Genomic DNA, 24,617 nt, shown 5'->3' on the forward strand with positions numbered 1-24,617 from the left:
CGAGTAGGGCTTCGCTCAACTCGACACAGACAGAACGGGCCGTTCCTCGCTTGACGCGAGGAACGGCCCGTTCTGTCTGTGTCAGAAGTATCAGGTTGGCTAGCTGAGCCAGGCCCGCAAGGAGCTAAGGCAAGCGCGGATATCTTCCTGCGGAACATGCTCGTCGTCGCTGTGCGCGAGCAGCGCATCACCAGGACCGAAATTCACGGCCGAGACCCCCAGCGCCGAGAAACGGGACACATCGGTCCAACCGTACTTCGGCTTCGGTTCCTGCCCAAGGATCTTGATCAGGTCAGCTGCGATTTCCTGATCCAGTCCCGGCTTGGCCCCTTCGGCGCCATCGGTGCGCTCGATATCGAACCCTTCAAAGAGCTCGAAGACCAGGGCTTCAGCCTGCGCGAGGGTCTTGTCGGGGGCAAAACGGTAATTGATTTCGACTTCGCAGTAGTCCGGAATGACGTTGCCCGCGATACCGCCGTTGATGCGCACCGCGTTCATTCCTTCGCGGTAGTCCAAGCCCTCCACGGTAATGGTCTGCGGCTGATAGTCGGCCAGTCGCTGCAGGATCGGCGCGGCATCATGGATGGCGTTGTGCCCCATCCAGGCGCGTCCTGAGTGCGCTGCCTTACCACGGGTGCGAATCACGAAACGGCTGGTGCCATTGCATCCACCTTCGACCGTGCCGTTAGTCGGTTCCAGCAGGATGGCGAAATCTGCTTCAAGCAGTTCCGGGGTGTTCTTGGCCAAACGTCCGAGTCCGGATTTGGCCGCTTCCACTTCTTCGTGGTCGTAGAAAACGTAGGTGACGTCGTACTTGGCGTCCGTCAGCTCGGCAGCCAGTGCCAGCTGCACCGCTACCCCGCCCTTCATATCGGTGGCCCCGCGACCGTACAGCACCCCGTCGATTACCTGCGCCGGGACCGTTCCCCTGGCGCCCTCGGTGCGCGGCAATGGGACGGTGTCCAAGTGGCCAGCGAGCACGACCCTGCGCTCGCGGCCAAAGTTGGTACGGGCAACGATGGCGTCTTGATCGCGGTGTACCTGCAGGTGCTCCAGCTTGAGCAATGCCTGGTGTACTTGATCGGCAATTTCTCGTTCATTCCCGGAAACAGATTCAATGTTCATGATCTGTTCGGTCAGCACTGCGACGTCCTGTTGCAGGTCCAATTCGTTCACGGTATTCAGCGTCCTACGTCTCTAGCTTCACTAGCCTGTCATCTATCAACGTTACCCGGGGTTTCGGCGATACGATCAGTGTATGACTTCAGAATCTGTGACTTCATCCAGTGACTCCTCTGTCCGCTTGGCCTCAGGCCATGGTCTTGCCACGGTTGCCGCGGATGGAACCATCCTTGATGTTTGGTATCCAGCCCCGGTCCTCGGCGAGCTTTCGGCGGCTCAAGAGCTTTCCGGCGAACTCGCCGCCGCCGCCCAGGACGATGCTGCCCGAGGCACCACCCAGAAGGTTGTCTCGCTGACCATCGACCTCGACGTGGCTCCAGCTGACACCGCCGATGTGTGGCTGCGGCTGCACCTGCTTTCCCACCGTTTGGCTCAGCCGAATACTATCAACCTTGATGGGATCTTCGGCCACCTGGCAAACGTGGTCTGGACCAACTTCGGCCCCTGCCAAGTTGATGGCTTCGAGGTAACCCGCCTGAAGCTGCGTGCCCGCGGCGCGGTCACCGTGTACGGCGTGGACAAGTTCCCTCGCATGGTCGACTACGTGGTGCCAACCGGCGTGCGCATTGCCGATGCTGACCGTGTACGCCTTGGGGCGCACCTTGCAGAAGGCACCACCGTCATGCACGAGGGCTTCGTGAACTTCAACGCAGGCACCTTGGGCACCTCCATGGTCGAAGGCCGCATTTCGGCTTCTGTCGTTGTCGGCAACGGCTCCGATGTGGGCGGTGGCGCTTCGATCATGGGCACCCTTTCGGGCGGTGGACGTGAGCGCATCGTCATTGGTGAGCGAGTGCTGCTGGGCGCTAACGCCGGCGTAGGTATTTCCGTGGGCGATGATTCCGTGGTGGAAGCTGGCCTGTACGTTACTGCAGGCACCCGCGTGCTCTTGGGCGAGAAGCAGGTCAAGGCCCTGGAGCTCTCCGGAGTGCCGAATCTGCTGTTCCGCCGCAACTCGATTTCCGGCGCTGTGGAAGCATTGGCCCGCGCAGGCCAAACTGTCGAGCTGAATAGCGCACTGCACGCCAACTAGGCCAGTTCGAGGGCCAGCCGACACGGCTGGCCCTCGCTGCATTTAACGGCCGGGAAAGATGATGGTGACCATGGGCTGGATGAAGCCGTGGAACGCCTTGGCATCTTGAAGCAAAAACGTGCTGGCAAGGATGGTTGCTCGGCCGGTGAGCCAGGCTCGAGGCTCGTCCAAGGGCACATCGATGACCTGTATCTGCTGCTGCGGCGCGGTTGTATCGTGATCCACCCCGTGATCCAGCAGGATCCTCTCTAATTCATCCAGGCGGCGCGGCACGTAGTCCACGCTCTTGGCGACAAAATCATCGGCATGCTGCTGGGCGAAAAGGGTCGCTTGGCCGTAATGGGCTTTGGCAAGCTTCGCTAGTGCCGGGTAGCCTTCCTGATCCAGATGCTCATGCAGCGACTTTTCTGGTGCTGCCTCCGGGGCGATCTCCCCCGTGGTCAACGCGCCCCACCAGGCACTCCACTCTTGCTTGAACTGCCCATGAGCGGCATCGGCTCCATTGCGGTTCTTCACCACGGAGGTCAGTCGCGAATTCGGTCCAGCCTCAGCCGGATCGACTCCGCCGAGTTCACGTAAGTACAAGGCCATCAGCATCGTCTGATTGGTTTTTACCGCCAAAGACCAATTGTTTCCACGACGAAAGTACATGCATACCACCTGACTTTTAGGCATACCCCCGCAGTCTTAGACTCACAGGATACTCCCGTCTTCGCGCTTAATACAGACAAGGAGCCTTCCACCATGTGAATGGTGGAAGGCTCCTTGTCAGTGGACGCTACTTGCCCTGCGGCTTAGAGGCCAGGGTAGTTGCGAGCGGTCTCGCCCATGTACAGCTGACGTGGGCGGCCGATCTTCAGTTCAGGATCCTTGATCATTTCGCGCCACTGTGCGATCCAGCCTGGCAGGCGGCCGATGGCGAACAGCACGGTGAACATCTTTTCAGGGAAGCCCATAGCGGTGTAGATCAGGCCGGTGTAGAAGTCCACGTTCGGGTAGAGCTTGCGCGAGATGAAGTACTCATCGTTCAGCGCGGTCTCTTCCAACTTCATCGCGATCTCAAGCAGCTCGTTCTTGCCCTGCTTGGCCAGCAGGTCGTGAGCGGTCTTCTTGATGATCTTGGCGCGTGGATCGTAGTTCTTGTACACGCGGTGGCCGAAGCCCATCAGGCGTACGCCGTCTTCCTTGTTCTTGACCTTCTGCATGAAGTCTTCCGGTGAGATACCAGAGGACTGGATCTCGCGCAGCATCTTCAGCACGGCTTCGTTGGCGCCGCCGTGGGCTGGGCCGGACAAAGCGTGGATGCCGGCGGAAACCGAGGCGAACATGTTGGCTTCCGAAGAGCCAACCAGGCGCACGGTGGAGGTCGAGCAGTTCTGCTCGTGGTCTGCGTGCAGGATCAGCAGCAGGTCAAGGGCCTTGACCACGTCTGGATCCAGCAGGTAAGGCTCGGCAGCGGTGCCGAAGCACAGGCGCAGGAAGTTCTCGACCATGTTCATCGAGTTATCCGGGTACAGCAGGGCCTGTCCGATGGACTTCTTGTGCGCATAGGCAGCGAGCACTGGCAGCTTGGCCAGCAAGCGCAGGGTCGAACGCTCGACCTGCTCATCGTCCTTTGGATCCAGGGAATCCTGGTACCAGGTGGACAGCGCGGAAACTGCGGAGGACAGCACTGGCATTGGGTGCGCGTCACGCGGGAACCCGCCGAAGAAGCCCTTGAGCTCTTCGTGCAGCAGGGTGTGGCGGCGCAGCGAGTTGTCGAATTCTGCGAGCTGGTCTGCAGTTGGCAGTTCGCCGTAGATCAGCAGGTAGGTGACCTCGATGAAGCTGGACTTCTCGGCCAGCTGCTCGATCGGGTAACCGCGGTAACGCAGGATGCCTGCATCGCCGTCGATGTAGGTGATCGCGGATTTGGTGGCCGCAGTGTTCATGAAGCCAGGATCGTAGGTCACGTTCCCAGTGGTCTTCAATAGTGGGGCTACGCTGAATCCGTCATTGCCTTCAGCAGCCGGAATTACCGGAAGCTCAAGATTGGATTCTCCAAAGTGTAGCTGTGCAGATGTAGTATCTGTCATTGCTTCTCCTAACCGGAAAGCGTGTAGTTCCGAAAGGTCAGTCGTCACCGTAGAACATACCGCGATTTGACCCCATCCCGCTAATCAGGCTGTCATCTTCACCGGTTGGCGGAAGAATTCAGCCGTTCAACGGCGGCCGCGATCCGTTCGTCGGAGGCGGTCAATGCCACGCGCACGTGGCGTTCTCCTGCAGTTCCATAAAAGGCACCAGGACCAGCGACGATTCCCAGCTGCGCGAGGGCGCCGATGGTTTCAAAACTTGGACGGTCCTGGGTGCACCATAGGTACAGGCCGGCCACCGAATCCTCGATTCGCAGGCCGAAGTTTTCCAAGGCGGGGCGCAATGCGTCGCGTCGGGCCCGGTAGAGCTCTCGTTGGGTGGCTACGTGCTCGTCGTTGTTCAGCGCCACCACCATGGCGTGCTGGATCGGGCCAGGCACGATCATCCCGGTGTGCTTGCGGCTGTTGATCAGCGTCGGCATGAGATTTGGCGCGCCAGCGACAAAGGCCGCGCGGTAGCCTGCGAGGTTTGACTGCTTGGAGAGCGAATACAGCGCCAGCAGGTTGTCCAGGTTGCCGCCGTTGACCTTCGGGTCCAGGATGCTGGGCACCTGGCCTTCGTATTCATCCCAGCCAAGTTCTGCGTAGCACTCATCCGATGCGACAACGGCGCCGATTTCCCGGGCCTGCTCGACGATTATCTTCAGCTGCTCGGCGCTGGTGACCTTGCCGGTGGGGTTGCCAGGCGAGTTGACCCAGATGAGCTTGACGCGCGAGAGCTCTTCGTCGCTCAGTGCATCAAGGTCGTCGGTGGCAATCGGGGTCGCTCCGACAAGCTGCGCGCCAATGTCGTAGGTCGGGTACGCGATTTTTGGACGCACGATAATGTCCTCAGCGCCGATGCCCAGGAACAGCGGCAGCCAAGCCACCATTTCCTTGGAGCCCACGGTGGGCATCACGTCATTGATCCCCAGGCCAGTGATTTGGCGGCGGCGTTCGAACCAGTCCACGATGGCCTGGCGAACTTCAACGGTTCCATGCGTGGTGGGGTAACCGTGCGAGTTCGCGCCGTCGGCCAGCGCGTCCTGGATGAGCTGTGGGGTATCGTCAACCGGCGTTCCGATCGACAGGTCCACGACTCCCCCTGGGTGCTTTGCTGCCTGCTCGCGGTATGGAGCAAGCTGGTTCCAGGGGTAATCGGGGAGCTCAAGCATGAAAGTAAAACCTAGCCTTGGTTCTGAGGTGGCAAAGCACTGACGAATGGGTGGTCAGTACCGGTGTTACCAATTTTAGCGGCGCCGCCCGGGGAACCAAGTTCATCGAAAAAGTCGACGTTCGCCTTGTAATAGTCGGCCCACTCGTCTGGCACATCATCTTCATAGTAGATGGCTTCAACGGGGCAGACTGGTTCGCAGGCGCCGCAGTCTACGCATTCATCCGGGTGAATGTACAGCGAGCGCTCGCCTTCATAAATACAATCTACCGGGCACTCTTCGACGCAAGCCTTGTCTTTCACGTCGACGCACGGCTGAGCGATGATGTAAGTCACGAGGGCCGAGACCTTTCCTTGCACTTGGTGTTTTCAACACGAGCCGGCCGGATTCCTGGATGCTCTTTGAATCCCCTACCAGCTCAAACTACAGTCTAGTCCTGATATCAATACATCAATGCGCCCGAGAGCCTGCTGTGACGTAACCGACCATTCACATTTCAGCTCCAGAGGGTTTAGATGAATTCTTCTTACGAAAAGATGACGCGGAAAATGCTTAGTTTTAGTGATGTGACTCCCGGTGAACGCATAGTTGTGCGTTATCGCTTGTCCGTGGACGCCGCAGGCGTTGGCGGGCACTTTAGCGATGCACTGGGCGAGTTGCAGGCAGTCACCGATGAATCAATCAGTGTGCAGACGCGCTCTGATCTGGTGGTCATCCCCCGTTCAATGATCACGCACGCCAAATTGGTTCCGCCGGCCCCGGCGCGTCGCCGGCCGCGAACGCCAAGGCACTAGCGCTCATCAAGATCTATCCGGTGCTGGAATCCGCTGACTGGCAACATGTGATTTGATACTGCCAATCACTCGCCGATTTTCCCGTATGCTGTTTTTATGCCTTCTGACAAACTTGTCCAATCGCGAGCACGTGCACTCAGCTCACCGCTGAGGCTGCGTATTCTGCGTTTGTGCCTCCATGAGTCACGAACGAACAAGGAAATCGCGGACATCCTTGATCTGAACCCGGCCACTTCCCTGCACCATGTGCGGACGCTGGTGAGCAACGGCTACCTCGCTCCAGAGGAGGCCCGTCGCGGCAATCGCGGCGCGAAAGAAGTTCCTTACCGAAGCACGAAGCAGTCCTGGGGAACACGTATCCCGGACGCAGCTCCAATGCTGGTTGATACTTTCCTGCAGGAAATCGAAGGCCTGGATCCCCAGGAAATCCAGATCATCCGTGTCGGCCTGAAACTCAGCGACGAGTCCCGGCAAGAGATGATGTCCCGGCTTCGAGAAGTCATCGAGGACTATGCGATGCGCGATCCTGAGGAAGATGGCATAGCAACATCGCTATTCCTGGCCCACCACTTGGACATCACTGGCAATTCCAGCTCCGAGGACCCAAGCGCCCCCAGCGTCAACTGATATTAAATGCAGAAGGTGAACTTCCCGATCGGGGAAGTTCACCTTCTGCGTCTAGTTCTGACGGTGCTGTTTGCGAATCACTCGCAGGGCCAGCACCAGGCCGATGATCGCAGGAACAATCATTCCGTACATCCACAGGGCCGAGGCTAGCGCCGGGCCGGGCAGATACTTGTAATACTGCATGCCGAGGATCAATTGGTCATTGCCCACATAGGAGATCAATCCTACGCAGACATAGCAGCCAATGAAGCCCAGCGCTCCGGACCACAGTTTTCCGGAGGATACCGCGGCCCAGTAGACCAGAAGGCCCAGGAGCAGCCAGGCGACCGCTACGCCCCACACCAGCGGAACGTCATTGCCGACGTAGCTGATGGACGCGTGGATAGCAGTGCCAAGAAGTCCTGCAACCAGGGCAACAACGACTCCGCGCCAGAGCGCGGAGAGGTTGCTGCCTCGGGTTTCGCGCTGGTTAGGAGCGAGCGCGTGCACGGGTTGCCTTGGCACGGTCGTTGGCGTTCAGCAGTACCTTGCGGATACGGATGGCTTCCGGGGTGACCTCAACGCACTCGTCTTCGCGAGCGAACTCCAGCGACTCTTCCAGAGTCAGGGTGCGTGGTGGGGTCAGGTTCTCGAAGCTGTCCGAGGAAGCTGCACGCATGTTGGTGAGCTTCTTTTCCTTGGTGATGTTCACGTCCATGTCGTCGGCGCGGGAGTTCTCGCCTACGATCATGCCCTCGTAAACCTCTTCGGTTGGCTTCACGAAGAAGTTCATGCGTTCCTGAAGGTTGATCATTGCGAATGGAGTCACAACGCCAGCGCGGTCGGCAACGATGGAACCGTTGATGCGGTATTCGATGGCACCTGCCCATGGCTCATAGCCTTCAGCCAGCGACGAAGCGATGCCGGCGCCGCGGGTGTCGGTCAGGAAGCGGGTGCGGAAGCCGATCAGGCCACGTGCCGGAACCATGAATTCCATGCGAACCCAGCCGGTGCCGTGGTTCGACATGTCGGTCATGCGGCCCTTGCGCGAAGCCAGCAGCTGGGTGATAGCGCCCAAGTACTCTTCAGGTACGTCAATGGTCATGCGTTCCATAGGCTCGTGGACCTTGCCATCGACAACCTTGGTCACAACCTGTGGCTTGCCGACGGTCAGCTCGAAGCCTTCACGACGCATCTGCTCAACGAGGATAGCCAGTGCCAATTCGCCACGGCCCTGGACTTCCCAAGCGTCCGGACGCTCGGTTGGCAAGATGTTCAGCGAAACGTTACCGATCAGTTCCTTGTCCAGGCGATCCTTCACCTGGCGGGCGGTGACCTTGGCGCCCTTGACCTTGCCCGCCAGTGGCGAGGTGTTAATACCGATGGTCATCGAAATTGCTGGTGGATCGACGGTGATCAGTGGCAGCGGCTTAGGGTTCTCGAGGTCGGTGAGGGTTTCACCGATCATGATGTCTTCGATACCGGCAACTGCAACGATCTCGCCTGGGCCAGCTTCTTCAGCTGGAACACGCTGCAGGCCCCTGGTAGCCAAAAGCTCGGTGATCTTCACCTGCTTCATAGTGCCGTCCTGGCGGGCCCAATTGACCTGCTGGCCCTTGCGCAGGGTGCCGTTGATCATGCGCAGCAGAGCCAGACGGCCAAGGAACGGCGATGCGTCAAGGTTGGTGACGTGTGCCTGCAGAACTTCGCCCTCGTTGTAGGTCGGTGCAGGAACGTGCTTGATGATGGTCTCGAACAGCGGCTCAAGATCTTCGTTGTCTGGCAGGGTGCCATCGGCTGGCTGGTTCATCGAAGCGTAGCCGGCCTTGCCCGAGGCGAAGACAACAGGAACGTTCAAGATGGCGTCCAGATCCAGATCCGGGGCTTCATCAGCCAAGTCGGAAGCCAGGCCCAGCAGCAGGTCCATGGAGTCTGAGATGACGCCATCGATGCGGGAGTCAGGGCGGTCGGTCTTGTTGACCACGATGATGACTGGCAGGTTGGCGCCCAGTGCCTTACGCAGCACGAAGCGGGTCTGTGGCAGTGGGCCTTCGGAAGCGTCAACGAGCAGAACCACGCCGTCCACCATGGACAGGCCGCGCTCGACCTCGCCACCGAAGTCAGCGTGACCCGGGGTATCGATGACGTTGATGGTCATGTTCTTGCCGTCAGCAGCTGGGCCGTTGTAGAACACGGTGGTGTTCTTGGCGAGAATGGTAATGCCCTTCTCGCGTTCCAACTCGCCGGAGTCCATCACGCGATCTTCGGTTTCACCATGGCTGTCGAATGCGCCGGTCTGCTGAAGCATCGCGTTGACCAAGGTGGTCTTGCCGTGGTCAACGTGTGCAACGATGGCTACATTGCGAAGTTCATCGCGACTAATGGTGTTAGCTGACATGCGTGAAGGCTCACTTCCGCTCGAGGATTTTGGGTCTAAGGAGACGGGGCCAAAGTCGACCCAACAAACTAGTTTACGCTGTTCCTGCAAATACTCCGGTGCTCTGTGTCAGAACATACAAGAATTTCACGTAAAGTCGCGGGAAATCAAAGGTTGGATTGGGTGGAAATCCAATATCGAAGGGTCCTTGTGCCGTCTGGAGCATCCAGATGCGGTAATTGCTGATCCAGCTCCCCGCCGCATTTGAGGATGGTGGCGATGGAACCGGCGTTGGTGCTGTCGCAGGTGACCAATGCCTGGTCCACTCCCGCGGCTCGCACTTCGCGCAGGCCGAACTTGCACAGGGCCGCGGCCACGCCACGGCGCCGATGCCCGGGAACGACCCCGTAGCCGATGTGCCCGCCGGATTGGTGCAGCCAATCATTGAGTTCGTAGCGCACGGAGACACGCCCTACCAGTTCTCCGTCGTCGAAGGCGGCAAAAAGCGCCGAGCGCACCCAGCCATCGGGAATGCCTTCTGCGCGCCTTCCCGCGCTCATCCGGTAGATGAACTCTTCCCACTGCTGATCTGCGGACCAGGTTGGCAAGAATTCGAAGTCGTCGGCCAGCATCGCATGATGAGCATCGATGGCTTGCTGCTCGTCTTGACTAGCTAGTTCGCGAAATTCCAGGTCGGTGGTGAAGCTCATGCCGCAATTATGCCAGCCAGTGCGATCCGGTGGAATTCCGGTTCTCCCTAGTAGGTGATTTCCCGTCCTTCAACCTCTGCAAACCATTGCAGCGTCCCGCCCTCAAGGCTGTAGATCTTGCGGTGCGCTGGCTGTCGCTGCGCCAAAGACCGAGCGGCTTTTTCAGAGCGGACACCGCTCTTGCAGACTGTCACCAGGCTGTGGGCATTCTCAGGCAATTGCGGGTAGTCGCCGGCGAGCAGCTGTTCCAACGGCACATGGACGCTGCCCGGAATCGCCGCGATGTCCCGCTCCCAGGACTCGCGCACATCGATGACGAGCAATTGGTGCAGGGCTTCCAACGACTGCAGCTCTCGCACGCTCAGCGATGCGACCGGGTCCTCGATGGCACAGGCAACCGGCTGGTAGTCCCCCAGCTCGCTCACCGCCTCCCGTTGCGGGTCCGCCGTGAATCCCAAAGTCCGCACGCTCGCATTCAGGGCATCATAGAGCCACAGCTTGCCGCTGAGTGTTGCCCCGATCCCGGTGATGAGCTTGAGCGCTTCGGTGGCCATTACCGAACCGACCACTCCGCACAATGCTCCGAAGACCCCGCCTTCGGCGCAGCTCGGCACCGAATCAGCATCAGGAATATCGGGGAAAATATCGCGCAGCATCGGACCGGTTCGCGGGTCGAACACCGATACCTGTCCCGAGAACTGGAAGAGCGTTCCCCACACCAATGGCGTCCCGGTGATTTCCGCCGCGTCCGAGGCAAGGTACCGGGTGGCAAAATTGTCGCTACCGTCGATGACCAAGTCATAGGACTCGAAAAGTTCAATCGCGTTTTCTTCGCTCAGGCGTTCGTTCAGCGGATGGATGCGCACTGTGCTGTTGAGTTCTCCGGCCAGCCGCTGCACGGAGGCGACCTTGGGCAACCCGACATCGGTTTCCCGATGCATGATCTGGCGCTGCAGATTCGAGAGCTCAACGGTGTCGTCATCCAAGACCCCGATCTGGCCAACGCCCGCGGCGACCAGGTAGCTGGCGATCGGGCTGCCCAGTCCCCCGGCGCCGATGACCAGGACCCTGGCGTTGATGATGCGCCGCTGGCCTGCTTCGCCGACCCCCGGCAGGGTCAGGTGCCGCGAATAGCGGGCCAGCACGCCTGGGTCGATGCTTGGCGCCGGTTCGCACAGCGGCGGGCGCGGCATCAGAATTCCCCGACCAGGGTTTGCATGATTCCTTCTGTTGGCGAGGAGGCGAGCGCGGTGTCGCGGCGCGGGATCCTGCCAGCCAGCCGGGCGGCACGGCCGGCGCGCACTGCATCACGCATGGCTGCTGCCATCAGCGGGGCGTTATGGGCACGGGTGACGGCACTGGCCAAGAGGACCGCGTCGCACCCTAGTTCCATTGCCAGCGCGGCGTCTGAGGCGGTTCCCACCCCGGCATCCAGGATCACCGGCACATTGGCCCGGGAAACGATGGTGGAAATATTGTGCGGGTTCAAGATCCCCAGCCCGGAGCCGATGCGGGATCCGGCAGGCATGATCGCAGCGACCCCGGCATCCTGCAATCGCTGCGCTAGCGCCGGGTCATCGTTGGTGTAGGCAAACACCTGGAAGCCCTCGGCGACCAATTGCTCGGTGGCTGAATACAGCTCCAGCGGATCCGGCAGCAAGGTGTGCTCATCGGCGATGACTTCAAGCTTGATCCAGTCGGTCTCCAGGGCTTCACGGGCCAGTTGCGCGGTCAATACAGCATCCCGCGCGGTGAAGCATCCGGCGGTATTAGGCAGCGGGATCACGCTATTGCGTTGCAGTAGCTCGTAGACGTTCCCCGCCCCGGCAGCAGAAAAGTGCCTAATGGCGACGGTGGTCAGCTCGGTGCCCGAAACGGCCAGGGCGCTCTCCAGCGTCGCCAGGGATGTCGCCCCGCCGGTGCCCAGGATCAGTCTCGAAGTCAGGGTGCGCCCTGCGACGACGAACGGGTCGGTGTCCGCGTCGAGTCGGTTGATTTCTTGCGATTCCATCTTTAGCCTCCTTGGGCTGCGGTGACGAGTTCTACGCTGTGCCCGTCTTCCAGCACCTTGCTGTTCCAGCTGCTGCGAGGGACAACCGCACCATTGACGGCGGCGGCCACGCCGAGCTTGCTGCCGTCAACAGCTTGAGATTCGGTGTCCAGTTCCTTGCCGATCTGCGAACTGACAAATTCACGCAGGCTCGTCCCTGCTGAGAGCCGGACTTGCTGGGAGTTGAAGGTGATGTTGATCGGGGTCATCCGAGGTGCTCCAGTGCGAGAGTTGAGGAATGGGTTGCAAATCGTTGGGGGTCAACGTCTTCCAGCATGGGATGCGTGGTGTTGTTTTCGATGAGGTCGGCGGTCAGTTCGGCACCCAGTGGGCTCAGCAGCACGCCGTGCCGCGAATAGCCGGTGGAGAGCACCAACCCTGGGTCCAGGCGCCCTATCAGCGGGCGGTCATCGGCGGTGGCTGGCCTTGGACGGGCCATCACTTCGTTCAATGTGCAGTCGCTGATTCCCGGCACGAGCCGGCGTGCATCGTCCAGGAGCGTGTACATGGCGCCAACGTTGACCTCCGGGTTGCCGTCTTCCCTGACGCTGGCCCCCAGCACCAGGCTTCCGTCCTTGCGCGGGACGAGGTAGACGTTGCGCCGGTGGACAATGCCGCGCACAATGCGGTTGAGCATGGCGCAGCCCGCGGGACCTTGGATCCTGAGGATGTCGCCGTATACCGGACGCAATGGAAGGCCTTTGAGCCCTTGGATGGTTCCGAGGGCGGTGGCGATGATGGTTTGGTCTGCTTCCAGTACCTGCCCCGTCGAGGTGCGCACGGCGCTGGTTCCTGACTCGTCGGTGAGCAGTTCTTCGGCTTGTTCGCGGATCACGTGATGGCCGAAGTGCTTGAGCAAGATGCGCACCACGCTGCGCGGATCGATCTGGTGGTCTTCGGCGCACAGCACCGCTCCGGCGATATTGCTGGCAAGGGCTGGCTCCAGGGATCTGGCCTGGCTTGGCAGGAGTTTTTCGGCGCTAAGTCCCAGCGATGACTGCAACTCGACGAGCTCGTGGAGGGCCTCGCGGTCAGCGGGTTCGGCGGCTATGACGAGTGTGGAACTTTTAAGGTAGTCCGGGCGCGCCCCGGTGGCCGCTTCGATGCGATCAACGAACAGAGGATATCCGGCATTCGATGCGGCCAGCAGCTGGTGCAACGGGCCTTGGCCCCACACTGTTTCCGCTGCCGGTGCCAGCATTCCGGCTGCGGCGTAGCTGGCACCCTGGCCGGGAGCAGGATCGATGATGGTGATGCTGTGACCGCGCGAGCTCAGCTCGAAGGCGGTGGCGAGGCCGATGATTCCGGCGCCAACAATATTGACATGCACGGTGGCACGATTCCTTCCTACGGCGGCATGACCCGCATCAGGTGTAGCGGTCGGCTCAGTGCCCTCTCAGCCTGGTCGAGTCAGGCTCCCGCGGAGTAATTGCGATTATAAGCATGATGCAGCTCCTAAAAGCGAACTGTTCTTGACTTAGTGACGTCATCTTTTGTGATGTACTAACTGACATGGAGAAACAGGACTATCCCATGAATTTATCGGCGGATTCCCCGCTGTTCCGCGATGTCGTTGATCTGGAGCGGCAACTGCTCGACCCTTCGCTTCGCCACGATGGAGCGTGGCTGGAAGGCATCCTGCATGAGCAATTCTACGAAATCGGCGCGAGCGGACGAATCTTCGACCGGTCTGAAGCCATCAACCTGCTCACGGTTGAAGATACGGATGCTCCTGCACTGCATGTCGTTGATCCGTCGGCAGTCCGCCTGGCAGAGGATCTGGTCCAATTGCGCTGGGCCACTGATGGGACTCGCCCCGCATTGCGCAGTTCCATATGGATTCGGGATGCAGGCCGATGGCAGATGCTCTTCCATCAAGGCACCCTCATGGCCCAACCGGTAGCTACTGACGCACGTTCAGAGATTGCGCCGTCGGCTGACCGCGACGACGTATGCGTGCTCAGGAAGCTGAAGTTCACCGACGCCGCCGCGGTGCATGAGGCGTTCACCTCGCACCCGGATATGGCGCGGCAGGGCGACGTTGATACTCCTGCGAAAGCACGGGCTTACGTAGACTTCCTGCTGGGCAATGACCAGGTTCAATGCCCGCTGGCCATCACGATCAACGATCGATTAGTGGGCCTGGTATGCGGTACCGTGGATCGCTCGAATGCCAACGCATGGATCTGGTACTGGATGCATCACGAATATCGCGGCCGGTCACTGGCGACCAGGGCCGTTGCGGCCTTGGTTGATCACCTTTTTGACGAGCTGGGCCTATTCCGGCTGGAATTGGGCCTGCGGGCCAATAATCCCGGGTCCCGGCATGTGGCGGAGAGCAACGGTTTCCTGCCCGAGGGAATAGAGCGCGGCAAGTTCCTTGTCGACGGTGAACGCATCGACGTTTATACCTATGCCCGACTGAAAACAGATCCGTCCTCCAACGTGCAGCCTTTGCCATTACAGCTCGCGTGATGCTTTATCCAGAACGCAAAATAGTCGCGGAATCCGTGGTGGATTCCGCGACTGTCTTTGTGTCCCTTTTAGGTTCTGTTCGGGATGGTTAGATGCCTGGTGACGTTGGCGGTGCTGGCGGTGCCGAATCCGGACCGTCGGAGCTCAGCTTGTCGGTATCGATCTTGTCGAGGGTACGGGCCGCTGCTTCGCGACCACCAAGGCCGAAGGCGAGAGCGGCTGCAAGAGCTGCACCGATGACGATTGCGCCGAAGGCCATGTTGATGATCGAGTCAGCGATTCCCATGTACTTCAGGCCCATTGCCACGAACAGTGCAATGGCGGTGTAGCGGATGATCTTCGACGCTGTAGTGTCACCCATGAACTTGCCGATGACGTTCGCCACGACGAAGCCGGCGGCAATTATTGCTGCACCGAAGAGGATCTTGCCGCCCAGTTCCAGAATCTCGTTCAGGATGTTGGTGATTGCCGGGAAGTTCAGCATCTGGGCAGCCATCACACCGAAGAACAGTACGATTGCAATCTTCACGATGCCGGCGATGATGCCCGATGCACTCTTGCCTTCTGGGACAACGCCCCAGCCAGCAACTACGCGGTCAGTGCCAACACCCTGCAAGGTGGACTCCAACAGCTGGCCGACAAACTTTGCGATCAGGAAACCTACCGCCAGCAGGACCAGGGCCATGATGACCTGTGGGATCGCAGTAAAGATCAGCTGCAGCATTTGCTCGGCAGGCTGCGAAATCGCGGCGATGCCCAGGACCTGCAGTGCAGAGATTGCGACGACCAGCAGGATCAGGGCGAAGACGATGTTCGCGATGATGTCCACGATCTTCGCTTGGGTTTCGCGAGACTTAATCTCATCCACTGGCTCGCTGCCTGGGGTCAGCTTGCGGACGATGCCGCTGAAGTCGACCGTTCCCAGACCCGTAGTCAGCAGCTGCCGAACAATGTTGGCGATAACGTAGCCGATAAAGAAGATAAAGCCGGCGCCGATGAGGTTCGGAATGAACGCCATGACTCCGCCAAGCAGGCCCTGGACCGGCGTAAGAACTTCAGAAAGCGCAAAGACCTGAAGGATTGCGACGAGACCAAAGAGCCAAACAATCAGTCCAGCGACCTTGCCTAAGGACTGGCCTATTTGAGCTCCGTCATTTCCTTGCTTCTGCAGGAATTTCACCCTGGATACGAGCTTGGCTGCTGCCCAGCGGACAATTCGCGCCACGAGCCACGTAACGATGAGAATGATTAGCGCAATGCCCACCCTTTGTAGCATTGACGCCCAGTCGATGTTGCCTAAAACGTTCTCAGATTGCATGTCTGCTCCTTCAACGTAGGGACAACTCGACCCTACGATGAAGGACAGGCACTGACTAGGGCAAAGAGTTGAATTCCCAGCTGGTTTCATGGAACTTTCACAGCTTCAACTACTCAAACCGAAACCATAGCCACGAGATTCAACGGAAAACGCAGAAAGCCATCTAGATCACTGCTGGATCACGAAAAATTTGAAAGTTTGCCAGCCGTCAATCCCGTGAATTTCCTTGGAGTGACTTGTGGTTTCCGCCTATCGACGCTAGCTCCAACGCCGAGCAGCAGAGACTTCATGATTTATCCAACTACTTCGCTGACAACTTTTGCGCCTAGCTCAACCGTGCGTGAAACGGTGCAATATTTGTCATGCGACAACTTCACGATGCGTTCGACCATGCTGGCCGCTTTGCGGCCTTCGTCGGTATCCGGGAACTTCAAATCGAAACCCAGATGAATGTCCTCCATGCGACTGGCGCCATCTTCGGATAGCTTGTAGCCGCTGGCGAGTACATCAAATTTCTCGGGTTCACTGCGACGAGTCGTTGCGACATCCACGTCAATGGACGAGCAACCGGCAATAGCGGCCAGCAACAGCTCCACCGGGGTCAGCAGGCCCTCGCCCTGACCGAATACGATACTTGCGCCGCTCTCAAGGCTGGTAGCAGTGTACTTTCGTGATTCTGTGCGCTGAACACTAACTTCGCGGATTTCTCGGCTGTTTTCACTCATGAAACTATCGTGCCACGTTATTCACCGATGAATAGTCATAGCTCAGTACGACCCGGAGTGAATTCCCTAGCGGATGGGATGGCATTTGCTGGAATCCACAGGATTGGAAGAATTCGATGGCTTGTGTGCGGCGCGAATCCAGATGCACAACCACCGCGGGACAACGCTCGGTGATGTAGTTGAGCAGGAGCCGCCCCACCCCATGGTGCCGCTCCTCATGGCGTACCCAAAGGATCTCAATCCCAGATTCATTCCAGGCGGCAAAGCCGAGGATCTTCTCGCCTTGCTGGGCGATACGGACTAGCAGTGATTGCGAATATACCGCTTCCAAAGCCGACGCCACGGCGTCCAGATCAGCAGCCGACAAGAAGTCCAGACGGCGTTCCACCGAACTTTTCCAGACATCTAATAGGTCTGGAACCTCATCGATACTCGTCCATTCACGAAGTAAGATTTGGTCATCCATGCGATTTTCCTGCTTTCGAACAACCGGCCCTGGTGCTTGAATGAAATCTAGTCCTACGGCAGGTTTTACTCAACAACTGTTTCGGGAATTGATCAGCCCATCGAGTGGTGATTGTCCGGAGGGAAGTTGCCAGTTGGCGATACGGAGCGTCGAACTTTTGCTGACCATGCCCGCAATTCCTGCTCGACTGCTTCAGGTTGCTCAATATGCACGTTGTGCCCTGCCTGCTCAATAATGATTATGTGAAGATCAGCGTAGCGCTTGGCCAAAAGACGAGGGTCTTCAAAACCGGTGACGTGGTCATGCCGGCCGCACACGATGGATACCGGAATAGTTAGCCGGCTTTCGCGATGAAGCGGCAGAGGCCGGAGAAAATAGCGTTTGGAAAGCTTGGCCATCGCCCGCAAATTGGCCGCCTCGAGACCTGGTAGTACCCACGTGGAGAATCGTTCCCAGGCTGGACGCGTTTGCATAGCTGCGACGTCGGTGAACAGCTGCTTGTCCCTCTCCTTGAGCGACTCCAGCAACTGCTGATCCACTACGGCCACCGCAGAATCAGGAAGCGTGCGCTGCTTGCTGTCCGCGTACACTGCCGGAGCGATGAGGAACAGTCCCTGCACAGAGCCGCTAAATCTGTCGGCCATTTCCTGGCACAACAACCCGCCCATGGAATTTCCAAGCAGCGCGAAAGGCCCATCGCCGACCACAGCGCGGATTTCTTTTTCCAACCAGTCAGCAAGCTCCGGCAATCCGCCTGCGTTGGACAGCGATTCACGCTGCCCAAAGCCGGGCAAATCCAGATAATGTCGTTCGAACATCCCCAACTCGGCGAGCACTTCGTCCAACGGCAACAGGATTTGATGGTCTACCCCGTTGCCGTGGACCATGAATAGTGGCAAGCCACTGCCCTGGAGTTTATGCATTGTGCTGAGCTCATTTCCTCATCGGCGCCGGCGGAGCCCTGCGGTTTTCATGGTCCGCGGCTTCCGGAATCCACCGCGCCCGCTTTAGCCCGTGCGCGATCAGTGCCTTGGGGCCGGCAGTATGCAGAATTCGTTGCCGGATGGATCCAAGAATACTTGCCAGGGAACCTCGCCCCATGCATGCTGCAGCTTGGTTGCCCCAGTGTCGAGCACCATGGCCAGAATCTGTTCTGCGTCGTCTCCCGCTTCCAGCCGCAGATCGAGATGGACGGAAGATTTAGCGGACGTTTTCGGCTGCTTCTCTGGAACCAGCACAATCATTGGTCCGAGACCGGCCGGATGCCTGAGCACTGTCGAAGACTGCTCGGCAGCTTGATATCCGGTGAGCTTCGCCCAAAATATGGCATCTCGTTCCGGATCAGCGCTCAGCATTTCCACCGCTATCAATTCTAGTGGGCGAGATGATTCGGATGGCTGGCCGAGAACAAAATAGGTTCGACCTGTCGCTTCCGCGTATTCGCCGCGGGTCGCACTCTGGTAATCAACGGTGGTTTTTTCACCGTCCGCTGTTGATGCCAGCACCGGAAAGACCCGTTGCGACTCGGGCTGTGGATCAGTGACCGTCGGGAAACAAATATCCAGATATTGTCCTTCGGGAAGCGCAATCCTGGTTTCAAACCCGCCCTCGTTATCCGTCCGGGTCTCGCTCCCCAACAGCTCTTCCCAGTGCCTTCCCTGCTGGCGCGGGGAAACAGCATCAAAAACCAGATTTTCCCAGTACATCTATCCTCGACTTGGATTTGCCGCTCTCGGCGAGCGCCTTGGCAACGGTCAAATCCCGCCGCACCTGATGGCGTTGCGGCGGGATCGCCTTTATGCGGATATTTTTTAGCTTTGGCGCCATGCATCCAGTTGCTGAGTTGAGACTTCAGCCAACCACTTTTGCCACAGCGGGCCGAAGCTCACGCGCCGCACGCCGAGTGCGCGCAGGGCAGTGAGATCCCCGGCTGCATGGGCGGTTACTGGATGGGCGGTGACATTCACTGGAATCGAGACTGCCTGGACCGCCTGCTCGACCTGTTCGGCAGTAGACAGTGCTACCGGGTAGACGCTGCGGGCGCCGGCTTCCTCCAGCAGCTTGATGCGCGCAATAGCTTCTCCCAGCGGATCGGCAAATTGATCACTGAGCTTCACAGCATCGGTACGTCCGTTGATGACGAACTCCACGCCTGCTGCGTCAGCGGCTTCGCGGACCCCGTGGATGTAGTCTGCATGCTCTTGGCGGTCGCGAACGCGCTTGCCTTCCTTGTGCACGACGTCTTCGATATTCACGCCGACTGCGCCAGCGGCGAAGACGCGTTCAAACAGCTCTTGCGGGCTCAACCCATACCCGGATTCCACATCTGCGCTCACCGGCACATCCACCGCCCCGGTAATCCGTTGAACCGCGGCCAGGTACTCTGCGAAGTCCATCTGTTCCCCATCGGCGCTGCCGATGGAATCTGCCACCGGGTGGCTGCCGATCGTCAAGCTGCCGAACCCGGCTTCGGCTGCCAGTGAGGCGCTAAAGGTGTCCCACACTGTGGGCATGACCAGTAGTTCCCCGGATGCGTGCTGGGTTGCGAGGTTGTGGGCACGTTCTTTGAAATCCGACAATGCGTCCTCCTGAAGTTAGTGGTTCGAGCCCAGTCTACGGAGGCCGAACCAATTGCCAATAGGCTTATCGCAAACTTTCAGTGACAGCTGCTCAGCCCAGGGCAAACATCAATGATTCGCTTCGGCGCGAATTCGACTGGCTGGCGATTGGACGACGCTGGTCACGAGCGAACCCGGACTTTTCCAGGACACGGATGGATGCCGCGTTCTCCGGGTCGCAGGTCTCCTCGATCCTGCGCAGGCCCAGCCTTTCGCGGCCAAGCTGAATGAGCAGGCCCGCGATTTCAGTGGCAAAACCTTGGCCCCAGTAATCCTGGTTCAGGGTGTACCCCATCTCCCCCACCAGCTGGGCGTCATCGGTTCGCCAGATAGCGGCGGATCCGATGACCTTTGCCTCCACCATCACCGCCGTCATCACCCGTCCGGGCCGGGAGATCATGGCATCAGCGAGAAAGGCTTCGGTTTCCGCGAGAATATTCGGGCCCACAAGGAATAGCGGCAGACCTCCGGATCGGAGGTGTAGGCATGGACCTCCATCAGGTCGCGAGCCAGGAACCCGGCGAGCGCAATCCTTGGGCCGACGGCGGCTATCTGCCGTGATCCCGGTGCTTCCGCTGTGGTTCTGGATGTGCTGGGAGCTTCAAATCCAGGTTTGATGACGATCATCCTTGGGGCTCGTAGTTGGTCGGGTGGAAGGCGAAGGGGCAGACCCTATCTGAATCCCCAGCCTACCCGTGAGGATATTTCGCAGCTGTTAAGCGGGGTTGAGATTCTTTCATGTTTTTGGAATCGTGGCACCCACATGCCCTGACCTTGGTATGTACGCAACCGGAAGGAGAGCCATCGTGCTCGCGCTGACCGATCAAGCAGCATCTATCGTGACCGCTATCGTCACCAACCAGTCCGAGGCCGAGAACGCAGGACTGCGCATTCACCAGTCCGACACGACCAACGCCCCTGAAGAAGCGGCCTTCGCCATTCAGATCGTTCCCCAGCCAGAGGAAACCGACACTGTGATTTCCGGTGAAGGCAGCCCCGTATACCTCGATGAGCTTGTCGCTGACGAGCTGGATGACAAGGTATTGGACGCCGCCGTTGATGAGCAGGGAGGCGTCAGCTTCCAGATCTTGGTTCAGAACTAACCCACTCTGGCTGGGAACCCCACATGCTTCCAATGGGAGTCGCCTGCTCTGGCGGCTCCCATTGATTTTGAGTTACATGCTCGGCTGATTCGCGCATCGCCGGGTTCCGGTAAAGAATGGGCTCATGCCATTTGCCGATCAACTCATTGGCGTTCCAGTCGCCGAGCAACTTATCCGCGAGCTGCAGGACGCCGCCCCTGAGCATTCCTTGAGCTCGCTGAACGCTGCAACAAAAAGTCTGCCTGATTTGAGCTTGCGAGAACGCTCAGATGCACTGCGCGACGGGCTCCTGGAGGACTTCCCGGAGAGCTACTCCCAGCTCTCCGGCGTCATCAAGGCAGCACATGAATCACCGTCCTTCACCGGTTGGATGCTCTGGCCGGTCACCTCGGCCCTGGCCACGCGGGCAGCGAGAGAAAATACCCAGTCCGCGTTCGAGGATGCAATGGACATGATGGCCTTGCTCACCCCTCGCTTGAGCTCCGAATTCGCAATTCGTGTTCTGCTCAAACACGATCTTCAGTCAGCCCTGCGTTTTGCACAGCAATGGACTGCCTCGCCCGATGAGCACGTAAGGCGGCTGGCTAGTGAAGGCACCCGCCCATACTTGCCATGGGCTGCTCGTGTCCCGCAAATTATCGAGAATCCCACGCTCACCGTTTCAATCTTGGACGCCCTGTATCAAGATCCTAGCGAGTATGTTCGGCGTTCGGTCTCAAATCATCTCAATGATCTGAGCCGCCACGAACCCGAGCTAGTACTGCACACCGCACAACGTTGGTTGCAGGCTCCAGAAACAACCACTTTGGCCGTGGTGAAGCACGGACTTCGGACCCTGATCAAGCGCGGCAATCCTGACGCCTTGGCATTGCTCGGCTTTGGCACCCCAACCGTGGAGATCGACGGTCCGCACATTGCCCTACCGCAGGTGCCATGGGGCGCAGATCTCACTTTCACCGCGACCGTGCGCAACACCGGCACTGAGCCGATGCTCCTTGCCATAGATTACGTGCTGCACCACCGCAAGGCCAACGGATCGACAACTGCCAAGGTTTTCAAGCTCACCACGCGCACCCTATCCCCCGGCGAAGAGCTGGAGATCAATCGATCCCATTCGTTCAGGGTGATCACCACCCGGCGCTACTACCCCGGCACTCACTCGGTGGCTCTTCAAGTTAATGGGTTGCCTACCGGAACAACGGACTTTGAGCTGATGGCTGATTTGACCGACTAGCGGCAGTGGCGAACCATCTGCGCGCGGAGGGCCACGGGCGCAGAGGAGCCGGTTTTTGTTGAACGCTTCTCTTGCTTTTTCGCCTCCAGTAGACGACTGTTCATCTTAGGAGCAAAGGAGCGCACCGTGGCCATGGAAGCAGCAAGCCGCAACGATTGGGCCACTGTCCCGAACGCGATCACGCTGCTTCGCTTCTTCCTGGTCATCCCCATCTGCAGTTTTTTGATCTCTGACACACGCCCGGTGTTAACTGCAGGACTTTTGCTGGCCTTTGGACTCAGCGATTGGGTGGACGGGTTTATTGCTCGCAAATTTTCCCAGGTCTCGAGCTGGGGCATATTGCTTGATCCCATAGCGGATCGCCTGGGCATCGTCGCTATCGCCGTGGCCCTCGTTGCCGGCGGATTCATCCCGGCGTGGATCGGTGTGGTGATTTTCTCTACCGACTTGGTCCTGCTCTGCGCCTACTTTTTCCTGCGATTGAGCGAACCGCCAAGTTCAACCCTTCTCGGCAAGTTCCGGACAGCATTGATCATGCTGGGACTGGCCTTCGTCGCGGCTGGACGGATTGAGCAACTCTCCATCTTCTATGTTCCAGGCATCTACATCCTCTATGCCGGGGCACTGCTGCATATCGTGGTGGGATTCGGCTACCTCAGGTACATGCGAAGTGAAGCCAGAACCGCCAACCAACCCGGTGAGGAGACCAATCCCTAGGAGTCAATGCCGTCCCATGCCTCTGCAGATAACGTGGAACGAGAATAGGCGCTTCAGCGACTGCCGCTCGGATCTAGAACTCGCGCTGGCACCGACATAGGGCATCGATGCGAAATGATCCGATGCCGCTGCCGGGCTATTCTCCGGCTAGCAGGGTCAATTGCTGAATTTTGGGTTTCCACAACCCCGCACGTGTTGCGGTGAACTCCAGCTGATGCTCGCTCCCCAGCTCATCTAGCGCCCTGATGTAATCCGGGACGATTTCCCTCGGAATCCGTAATCCCATGGTGAGGTGCGGTACCCACCGTGGGCCGCGCCCGTGGATATTCAGCGCGCTGATTTCCCTGGCTGCGATTTCAAGGTCATCGGTGGTTTCCATGAGCCACGCAACGGTCTGCTTGCGCTTGATTCCAAAAACCACGGTGCCAACACGTCGAAGCCTAGCCGGAACGGCGGATGGAAGCAGTTGAGCCGCACGCAGCGCGACTTCATCAGATAGTTCCGGTGCAAAGGTGATACTGATGTGCGGAGTTTGATTCTGCCTGGGAAATCCACGCGATTCCAGATCAGCGAAGATTCCCCGAAGCTGCTCTTCTTCCTGCGCTTCCAGGTACAACAAAATGTTCTCGGGTGATCTGCTCATCGCGCTACATCCGCCTACGCATTGAAGCGGTAGTATCCTTCGGCCATCTGACGAGCTCCTTCATCCGTGGGACCGTACTTTGCAATCTTTTCATTCCACACCGCACGTTCTTGACCAGCACTACGCCCAATGCTCCCGGCACGCTGTCGGCGCATCTGCTGCCGAGAACATGGCTGCTGGCTCGTGGTTCCCATGCTGTGATAATAGCAAGCACCCGGAGAACAAAATACGCAAGGAATGCAGCGGCCCGTTGGTTGACGGTGCCCTCGATCAAGGACAGGATGAGCCATGGGAGTTCAGCTTCCAAAGGCATCGGACGACCCCAGGCAGCTGCAGGTTCGCAATCATCCAATGAGGTGCTCCAGACATGGAAACATATGCAATCAATGGTGTTCAACTAGGTGCGGAAGGCTTTGGCGACCCCGTCGATCCCCTCGTGCTATGCGTTGGCGGGACGACCATGCTCTCGTGGCCTGATCCGCTGTGCCAAGCACTTGCCTCGTCCGGCCGGCATGTAGTCCGCTACGACCTGCGCGATAGCGGCCAATCGACGACGCTGGATCCGTTGAATCCCTCATATACCTTGCGCGATCTGGCCAAGGATGCCGCATCGCTTGCCCGGGCCTTGGACCAGCGGCCGGCACACCTGGCCGGCATCGGTGTAGGCGGCATGGTCGCGCAAGTTGCTGCCTTGGAGCATCCCGAAGCGTTCTCGGCACTCACCCTCTACGGGACACGGCCTGTCGCACCAGGCCCGGTGGACGGCGATCTTCCGGATCATGAACAAGCCACCATGGGCCAATTGTTTTCTCGCCCGATGCCGGATTGGGCCGATCGCGAGGCAGTGGCCGAGCATGCGGCGCAAGGCGCCAGCATATTGGGCAACGACCCACACGAGGCCCGGCGCCTAGCAGTGCGCATCTGGGACCGCACGCCAGATCCTTCCTCATCCGTCCACATGGCCAACCAGCTTGGCATGGTCTTTTCACGGCTCGACTGCACTCCGCGTTGGCGCGAACGCCTTGGCGAGATCACTCAATCGACGCTGGTGGTCCACGGTGCTGAGGACCCGTTCTTTCCAGTTGGCAACGGGCAGGTCTTGGCACGCGAGATTCCCCACGCCAGATTGCTTGTGCTGGAGCAGGCATCTACGGCAATTCCCGGTCAAGCGGTTTCCCAGGTCGCCCAGGCAATGCTTGCGTTGACCGCCCTGTCCTAGACAACGGCCACACTCTTGGGCATTGTTGTCCAAGCAACCACTAATGACTTGAGCATTT

Annotated in this window: 27 protein-coding genes and 1 riboswitch; of the genes, 7 read left to right on the forward strand and 20 right to left on the reverse strand. The window is 59.0% G+C overall.

The features are described from left to right. Positions 1-99: 99 nt before the first annotated feature. Positions 100-1,125: a succinyl-diaminopimelate desuccinylase gene (gene dapE, locus OF385_RS10450; protein WP_264277902.1), complete on the reverse strand. Its 1,026-nt coding sequence runs from the start codon at positions 1,123-1,125 to the stop codon at positions 100-102. A 133-nt stretch (positions 1,126-1,258) separates the two neighbouring features. Between dapE and dapD the strand changes: the two genes are divergently transcribed. Then, the gene (dapD, locus tag OF385_RS10455; RefSeq protein WP_264275327.1) at positions 1,259-2,215 is read left to right on the forward strand and encodes a 2,3,4,5-tetrahydropyridine-2,6-dicarboxylate N-succinyltransferase; all 957 of its coding nucleotides are present in this window, start codon (positions 1,259-1,261) and stop codon (positions 2,213-2,215) included. Positions 2,216-2,257: 42 nt separating this feature from the next. On the opposite strand, the gene OF385_RS10460 is transcribed toward dapD, so the two are convergent. The 4 genes from OF385_RS10460 to fdxA all read right to left on the reverse strand — a co-directional run bounded on the left by OF385_RS10460 (position 2,258) and on the right by fdxA (position 5,839). Next, a complete protein-coding gene (locus tag OF385_RS10460; RefSeq protein WP_264275328.1) occupies positions 2,258-2,806 on the reverse strand; it encodes a hypothetical protein in 549 nt (182 codons plus the stop codon). Between the two features lie 203 nt (positions 2,807-3,009). Beyond that, entirely contained in the window at positions 3,010-4,290 is a 1,281-nt protein-coding gene (locus OF385_RS10465; protein ID WP_022873974.1) for a citrate synthase, read from the reverse strand. Between the two features lie 98 nt (positions 4,291-4,388). Next, on the reverse strand, positions 4,389-5,504 hold the full coding sequence (dapC, locus tag OF385_RS10470; protein ID WP_264275329.1) for a succinyldiaminopimelate transaminase: 1,116 nt from the start codon (positions 5,502-5,504) through the stop codon (positions 4,389-4,391). An 11-nt stretch (positions 5,505-5,515) separates the two neighbouring features. Continuing rightward, positions 5,516-5,839, reverse strand: a complete 324-nt coding sequence (gene fdxA / locus OF385_RS10475) for a ferredoxin (protein WP_060703425.1) — start codon at positions 5,837-5,839, stop codon at positions 5,516-5,518. A gap of 555 nt (positions 5,840-6,394) precedes the next feature. On the opposite strand from fdxA, the gene OF385_RS10480 reads away from it, so the two are divergent. Next, positions 6,395-6,925 carry a helix-turn-helix domain-containing protein gene (locus OF385_RS10480; RefSeq protein WP_264275330.1) on the forward strand — a complete coding sequence of 177 codons (531 nt, stop codon included), beginning with the start codon at positions 6,395-6,397 and terminating at the stop codon, positions 6,923-6,925. 51 nt (positions 6,926-6,976) lie between these two features. Here OF385_RS10480 and OF385_RS10485 read toward each other — a convergent pair whose 3' ends face one another. From OF385_RS10485 to thiO, 7 genes are all read right to left on the reverse strand, one after another. Continuing rightward, positions 6,977-7,414 carry a hypothetical protein gene (locus OF385_RS10485; protein WP_264275331.1) on the reverse strand — a complete coding sequence of 146 codons (438 nt, stop codon included), beginning with the start codon at positions 7,412-7,414 and terminating at the stop codon, positions 6,977-6,979. After that, complete coding sequence (gene typA / locus OF385_RS10490) at positions 7,395-9,302, reverse strand: translational GTPase TypA (RefSeq protein WP_264275332.1); 1,908 nt, start codon at positions 9,300-9,302, stop codon at positions 7,395-7,397. The genes OF385_RS10485 and typA overlap by 20 nt, the downstream gene beginning before the upstream one ends. A gap of 146 nt (positions 9,303-9,448) precedes the next feature. Beyond that, positions 9,449-9,991 carry a GNAT family N-acetyltransferase gene (locus OF385_RS10495; RefSeq protein ID WP_264275333.1) on the reverse strand — a complete coding sequence of 181 codons (543 nt, stop codon included), beginning with the start codon at positions 9,989-9,991 and terminating at the stop codon, positions 9,449-9,451. A gap of 47 nt (positions 9,992-10,038) precedes the next feature. Beyond that, positions 10,039-11,184, reverse strand: coding sequence for a ThiF family adenylyltransferase (locus OF385_RS10500; protein ID WP_264275334.1), 1,146 nt, complete (start codon positions 11,182-11,184; stop codon positions 10,039-10,041). Next, positions 11,184-12,002, reverse strand: a complete 819-nt coding sequence (locus OF385_RS10505; RefSeq protein WP_264275335.1) for a thiazole synthase — start codon at positions 12,000-12,002, stop codon at positions 11,184-11,186. The genes OF385_RS10500 and OF385_RS10505 overlap by 1 nt, the downstream gene beginning before the upstream one ends. Before the next feature lie 2 nt (positions 12,003-12,004). Next, a complete protein-coding gene (gene thiS, locus OF385_RS10510; RefSeq protein WP_264275336.1) occupies positions 12,005-12,250 on the reverse strand; it encodes a sulfur carrier protein ThiS in 246 nt (81 codons plus the stop codon). After that, positions 12,247-13,371: a glycine oxidase ThiO gene (thiO, locus tag OF385_RS10515; protein WP_264275337.1), complete on the reverse strand. Its 1,125-nt coding sequence runs from the start codon at positions 13,369-13,371 to the stop codon at positions 12,247-12,249. Before thiO ends, thiS begins: the two co-directional genes overlap by 4 nt. Continuing rightward, positions 13,369-13,473, reverse strand: a riboswitch (TPP riboswitch). (Overlaps the previous gene by 3 nt.) A gap of 101 nt (positions 13,474-13,574) precedes the next feature. Between thiO and OF385_RS10520 the strand changes: the two genes are divergently transcribed. Next, positions 13,575-14,516 (forward strand): GNAT family N-acetyltransferase, encoded by a 942-nt coding sequence (locus OF385_RS10520; protein ID WP_264275338.1) that lies wholly within the window; start codon positions 13,575-13,577, stop codon positions 14,514-14,516. An 88-nt stretch (positions 14,517-14,604) separates the two neighbouring features. Here OF385_RS10520 and OF385_RS10525 read toward each other — a convergent pair whose 3' ends face one another. From OF385_RS10525 to OF385_RS10555, 7 genes are all read right to left on the reverse strand, one after another. Then, a complete protein-coding gene (locus OF385_RS10525) occupies positions 14,605-15,834 on the reverse strand; it encodes a mechanosensitive ion channel (protein ID WP_264275339.1) in 1,230 nt (409 codons plus the stop codon). Between the two features lie 293 nt (positions 15,835-16,127). Continuing rightward, positions 16,128-16,559 (reverse strand): OsmC family protein, encoded by a 432-nt coding sequence (locus OF385_RS10530; RefSeq protein WP_264275340.1) that lies wholly within the window; start codon positions 16,557-16,559, stop codon positions 16,128-16,130. A gap of 4 nt (positions 16,560-16,563) precedes the next feature. Next, positions 16,564-17,025, reverse strand: coding sequence for a GNAT family N-acetyltransferase (locus tag OF385_RS10535; RefSeq protein WP_264275341.1), 462 nt, complete (start codon positions 17,023-17,025; stop codon positions 16,564-16,566). A 92-nt stretch (positions 17,026-17,117) separates the two neighbouring features. After that, complete coding sequence (locus OF385_RS10540) at positions 17,118-17,948, reverse strand: alpha/beta fold hydrolase (RefSeq protein WP_264275342.1); 831 nt, start codon at positions 17,946-17,948, stop codon at positions 17,118-17,120. A 99-nt stretch (positions 17,949-18,047) separates the two neighbouring features. Next, positions 18,048-18,731: a VOC family protein gene (locus OF385_RS10545; RefSeq protein ID WP_264275343.1), complete on the reverse strand. Its 684-nt coding sequence runs from the start codon at positions 18,729-18,731 to the stop codon at positions 18,048-18,050. A 105-nt stretch (positions 18,732-18,836) separates the two neighbouring features. Then, positions 18,837-19,604, reverse strand: a complete 768-nt coding sequence (locus tag OF385_RS10550) for an isocitrate lyase/PEP mutase family protein (RefSeq protein WP_264275344.1) — start codon at positions 19,602-19,604, stop codon at positions 18,837-18,839. Between the two features lie 91 nt (positions 19,605-19,695). Then, entirely contained in the window at positions 19,696-20,091 is a 396-nt protein-coding gene (locus tag OF385_RS10555) for a GNAT family N-acetyltransferase (RefSeq protein ID WP_264275345.1), read from the reverse strand. A 358-nt stretch (positions 20,092-20,449) separates the two neighbouring features. Here OF385_RS10555 and OF385_RS10560 point away from each other — a divergent pair, with 358 nt between their 5' ends. From OF385_RS10560 to OF385_RS10570, 3 genes are all read left to right on the forward strand, one after another. Further along, positions 20,450-20,746: a Fe-S cluster assembly protein HesB gene (locus OF385_RS10560; protein WP_264275346.1), complete on the forward strand. Its 297-nt coding sequence runs from the start codon at positions 20,450-20,452 to the stop codon at positions 20,744-20,746. 124 nt (positions 20,747-20,870) lie between these two features. Then, positions 20,871-21,980, forward strand: a complete 1,110-nt coding sequence (locus OF385_RS10565; protein ID WP_264275347.1) for a DNA alkylation repair protein — start codon at positions 20,871-20,873, stop codon at positions 21,978-21,980. Between the two features lie 132 nt (positions 21,981-22,112). After that, on the forward strand, positions 22,113-22,697 hold the full coding sequence (locus OF385_RS10570) for a CDP-alcohol phosphatidyltransferase family protein (protein ID WP_264275348.1): 585 nt from the start codon (positions 22,113-22,115) through the stop codon (positions 22,695-22,697). Positions 22,698-22,833: 136 nt separating this feature from the next. Here OF385_RS10570 and OF385_RS10575 read toward each other — a convergent pair whose 3' ends face one another. Further along, entirely contained in the window at positions 22,834-23,340 is a 507-nt protein-coding gene (locus OF385_RS10575) for a 2'-5' RNA ligase family protein (RefSeq protein WP_264275349.1), read from the reverse strand. A gap of 367 nt (positions 23,341-23,707) precedes the next feature. Between OF385_RS10575 and OF385_RS10580 the strand changes: the two genes are divergently transcribed. Continuing rightward, on the forward strand, positions 23,708-24,559 hold the full coding sequence (locus tag OF385_RS10580; protein ID WP_264275350.1) for an alpha/beta fold hydrolase: 852 nt from the start codon (positions 23,708-23,710) through the stop codon (positions 24,557-24,559). The last annotated feature ends 58 nt before the right edge of the window (positions 24,560-24,617 follow it).

The sequence above is a fragment of the Glutamicibacter sp. JL.03c genome (assembly GCF_025854375.1).
Classification (GTDB): domain Bacteria; phylum Actinomycetota; class Actinomycetes; order Actinomycetales; family Micrococcaceae; genus Glutamicibacter.